The following is a 4487-nucleotide window of genomic DNA, read 5'->3' on the forward strand; positions in this document are numbered from 1 at the left end:
ATAGAGACAAGTATCCATAGCGGGGCTCCTCAACCGTTGCACACCCCGCATCCGCCTCATCAATCTTCACGAAAGCTATTCCAAATCAAGCACTTGAAGCGAGTAATAAAATTGCTCACCAGCCTCTAACCGACAGCCGCACGACGGCGAATCTCACGTCTTCGCGTCTGCTACCTACCGTTTCGTAGCCATGATCCAGGGTTGTGCTGTAACCGCTAGTACAGCGAAGACGCTTTCTTCGACGCCTGTGAGTACACCACACCTATTGCCGAGCTTAAGGTCAGACACAATTCGTGATTGGTTCGCTTCCGTTCATCTCAGGTACGCTACAGGACATGCGATTCAGTCCATTGCGCGATCAATCTTCCAGGTTAGGTTCTGCTTTGACGTCTCGACCGCGCTGCATGGGCCGAGTTCACGGCTGAGTTTCTGGTACGAGAGGGAAGCATGGCACACTGGTGGCGACATACCCTCATTGCGATAGCAGGCCTTGCGGCTGCCTTTCCCCTGCGCGTTCAACTCGATCTCGGCCACGGATCCACCCTTCCCATCATCAACGGGTCTGCGTTTGCCAAGGGCGAGGGCGGAAACGGTGACGGGAACGGGAATGGCGGCAATGGCAATGGAGGCAGTAAGGGCGACGGTGGCGGAAACGGCGGGGGCAACTCAGGAAACGGCAATAGCGGCGGCAAGGGAAACTCTGATGGCGGACGCGGCGGTGGGAACGGAAACGCTGGCGGGAACGGAAATGGAGGTGGTAACGGCAACGGTGGTGCGAGCGGAAACGGTGCTGGCAACGCAGCAGGTGGGAGCAACGGGAATTCTGATGGCGGCGGACGTGGCGGCGGCAATGGAAGCAGTGGAGGCAAAGGCGGCGGAGGTGGCAGTGCCGGCAATCAGGGGAATGCTGGTGGCGGCGGAATTGGCAACAGCAACGGCGGCGGCAACGCAGGCGGCGGGAACAGCGGTGGCTCGGCTGGCGGCAGCGCAGGAAACGGCAACAGCGGAGGCAACGGGAAATCTGATGGCGGCGGGGCTAGGGGCGGTGGCAACGGCGCCGGAAACGGAAACAACGGTGGAAATGGGGGCAACGGAGGCAAAGGCGGCGGAGGAGGCAATGCGGGCAATCAGGGAAACGCTGGCGGTAGTGGCAACAGCAACAACGCCGGCAACGGGAACGGCGGCAGCAAAGGCAATTCCAACGCTGGAGGTCTCGGCGGCGTAGGCGGCGGAGCTAGTCATGGAAACAGCGGGAGTGGCGGTGTAGGCGGGGCTCCTGGAGGCTCGGGTGCAGCCCCCGGTAACGGGGCCGGCCGTAGCAACGGCGGCGCAGGTGGCCTCAGCGCCGATCAAGGCAGCAACGATACTGGAGCCAACAGCGGCAGGTCCGCAGGCAAAAGCAACAATGCTGGCGGGAGCAGCGGCAAGGCGGCGAGCGGAGGCCGCACCGTAGCTGGCCGCACCGCTCATGCAGCCAACTCAGGATCCAGCAAGAACAAGGCCGGGGCGCAGGCTGGCACCGGCACCGCAAAGGCTGGTGGCAAGGCTGCCTCTGGCAGCAGCACCGGAAGCGCCGGTAAGGCCGGTAACAGCAAAAGCCAACGTGGCAGCCCAAAGGCAACGGCGCGCATCAACCCTGCTCCAGCGAGCCAAGGCAAGGCCGCAGCCAATCGGCCGACAACCAGCCGGACCAAAGCCGTCTCTAAGACACCAGTGACATCGAAAGCGCTAATCAAGGCGGGGGCGGAAGTCAGTGCCCCCACCAGCCCGACATCAATCCATCAAGGCACAGTTCCCGCGCCCGATCCGCCAACATCGACCCAGGCCCAACCAGTCACTTCAACGCCAGCACCATCACAGGTTTCGGCCCCGACGGAGCCCGTCCAATCCGGCGCTCTCACCAGCCCTCTTTTGACGAGCCCAGCTACGGTTCCCACTCCTGACCAGCAAACATCGGGCCAGACCCCAGCGACCTCTCTGGCCCCGTCAAACACCAGCCCAGCTCCACTGAGCCAAGGCGCTGTCACCGCATTGGAGCAGCAAACACCGGTCCAGGCCCAGGCGATCTCCGCGCCACCGGTGACATCACAAGCTTCAACTCCGATCGGGACCGTACAATCTAGTGCCCTCAGTACGGCCGACGTCGTTGACTCCCGGCCGAAGCCGCGTCAGTCCACAAACTTCATCGTGGCGTCAGGCCTGTCGCGCGAGGATCTGGCCAAGCTCACCGCCCAGGGTTTCCAGATCGAGACCCAGACGCAAGGCACCATTGCCCCTCAGGTCGTCAGGCTGCGTATTCCGCAAGGCACCTCCCTGACTCAGGCCCGGCAAACCATCCAGTTGGTCGATGTGCGAGCCGCAGCGGACTTCGACCATTTCTACTATCTTGATGACGGCTCGGAGACGTGCACCGGCGCTAAGTGTATGGCAACCGCCCTCGTGAACTGGTCAGCGTCCAATGCCGCTCAATGCGGCCCTCCCCCGCTCATCGGCCTGATCGACACGGGCATCGATGTCGCGCATGAAGCCCTCAAGGGTCAGGCGGTCGAGGTTCTGCGGCGGCCTGGGAGCCATGCCGACGCCTCGTTGCAGGAGCATGGCACCGCGATTGCCGCTCTCCTGGTAGGGCGACGAGGAAGCCCAACGCCAGGCCTGCTGCCGGACGCGAAGCTGATGGCGGTGGATGCCTTCTACCGCGACGGCGGCACGGCCGACCGCACCGATGTGATGTCGCTTGTGACCGCTATTGAGGCGCTCGCTGAGCGTGGCGTGCAGGTCATGAACCTGAGCCTGTCAGGCCCCGCCAACGCGGTCCTCGAGAAAGCCATTGAGGCCGCCCAGGCCAAGGGCATCGTGATCATTGCCGCGGCGGGCAACAAAGGCGCCGGGGCCGAGCCGGCCTACCCGGCCGCCTATCCGGGTGTCATCGCGGTCACAGCCGTGGACCAGGAGCTGAATGTGTACCGACGCGCCACACAGGGCGCCTACGTCGACCTTGCGGCCCCCGGAGTGAATGTCTGGACGGCGTCGATCCAGGGCAATGGCGTCCTGAGGACGGGCACGTCCTATGCGGTCCCGTTCGTATCCGCCGCGGCAGGCCTGCTGCTCGCATCCAACCCCGACTTGGATCCCAAAGCGGTTCAGGCGCGCCTGGAAGCGCACACCCGCGACCTGGGCAAACCCGGGTGGGATCCGACATACGGGTTCGGCCTGATCCACACGGCGGGCCTGTGCGCACAACCGACGGAGACGACGCCTGTTGCTGCGACCCGAACGCAGCCGGCGGCTTTACTGTTTGGGGATCCGGCTTCGCGAATGCCTTGATTGCCGTCAGGCATCCTCAAGGTGGAACGAACACCTGACACGGTGCTGATCGTGCAGCCAACTCCTGACCTTCAGATAGGCCGTAGTGACAGGACTGTTGTGGCAGGCAGATCGCAAGCGGCGAAGCGCCACCTTCCTAATACTCCAGGATAAGGAACTGGGGGCAAGGTGAGAAATTCTTGAAGCAGTCATCATGGCACCTGAGCCAAGCGTTGGCGGGGTGCTTGGGGTGAACAAACATGCTGTGGGTCATTGTTCTCCTTGGCGCCTCTGGGATGGTCGGTGGTTATGCGGCTGAGCGGGCCATCATCCCCAAGCTCTAGTATCGTCCGGGCACGCCCCATGAGATCGTTGAAACCTGCCGACAGGCCGCCATTGCGACGGCTCGCACCCATGTAAGTCAGATGGGCGCGCAGTTGATCCGGGTGGACGCAACCAGCGCCGGCGAAATGCGGCGCACCCGAAGCGGCCAGCGGGCACCGGTGGAGGTTGGGATCGTCTACTCGCGGTCAAGCCGGCGCGAATCCCGCCAGGGTATCGTCGAATGCCGTGAAGACCGCCGCGGGCGGGCGACTATTGCGGATCTTGCAGGCGCAGCACGCTAGCTCAAGCGCTAACAGGCTTAATCGTTGGTTCTGATCACCCCCGATCACAGTCACGATACTCCGATCCTTCACGCGAAACTGGATACCATCGACAGTAATCGTCGACGCGCCGAGTTCGATGCATCTTGCGACGCCATCGGTCAAAATCTCCCGCCTCACAGCATCGACGTCGATCCCGAAAACCCGTTCGACGTAGCGCAGTAAAGCGTGATCGGTGATATGGATGTCCTCAGCCGGACGGGACCGCCGCTCGACCTCAGCGAGGAGGGAACGACGCGTTGCCTCCATCTGCGCGACCTCGCCTTGTAGGGCCGTCATCTCTCTTTGATGTTCCGAAATCCGGCCGTGGATCGTCTCGATCTTCGATTTCAGATCTTCGATGTCATCCATAAGGTCGGCTGTGGATCTACCTGCTCCTGCTCCCGATGCACGTAACTGGGGCATTTTAGGGGGCGAGGGATTCCTCCCTTCGGGCATTCATGATTCAATCCCGGCATGACCTCGCCTGATCGTTCCAACAAGCCGCTGTCCTCGACAGCCCTGCGCGAGCTGGTCTCG

Annotated in this window: 4 protein-coding genes; 2 read left to right on the top strand and 2 right to left on the bottom strand. The window is 62.6% G+C overall.

The window, feature by feature from the left end; genetic code table 11:
* Positions 1-342: 342 nt before the first annotated feature.
* Positions 343-534, bottom strand: coding sequence for a hypothetical protein (locus FS320_RS38655; RefSeq protein ID WP_152717631.1), 192 nt, complete (start codon positions 532-534; stop codon positions 343-345).
* 73 nt (positions 535-607) lie between these two features.
* Here FS320_RS38655 and FS320_RS45580 point away from each other — a divergent pair, with 73 nt between their 5' ends.
* Both FS320_RS45580 and FS320_RS38670 read left to right on the top strand, forming a co-directional pair.
* Entirely contained in the window at positions 608-1225 is a 618-nt protein-coding gene (locus FS320_RS45580) for a hypothetical protein (protein ID WP_153885390.1), read from the top strand.
* A gap of 962 nt (positions 1226-2187) precedes the next feature.
* A complete protein-coding gene (locus tag FS320_RS38670) occupies positions 2188-3324 on the top strand; it encodes a S8 family serine peptidase (RefSeq protein WP_152717635.1) in 1137 nt (378 codons plus the stop codon).
* 509 nt (positions 3325-3833) lie between these two features.
* On the opposite strand, the gene FS320_RS38675 is transcribed toward FS320_RS38670, so the two are convergent.
* Positions 3834-4319, bottom strand: a complete 486-nt coding sequence (locus FS320_RS38675; RefSeq protein WP_152717637.1) for a hypothetical protein — start codon at positions 4317-4319, stop codon at positions 3834-3836.
* Positions 4320-4487 lie beyond the last annotated feature (168 nt).

The organism is Microvirga tunisiensis, assembly GCF_009296175.1.
Classification (GTDB): Bacteria; Pseudomonadota; Alphaproteobacteria; order Rhizobiales; family Beijerinckiaceae; genus Microvirga; species Microvirga tunisiensis.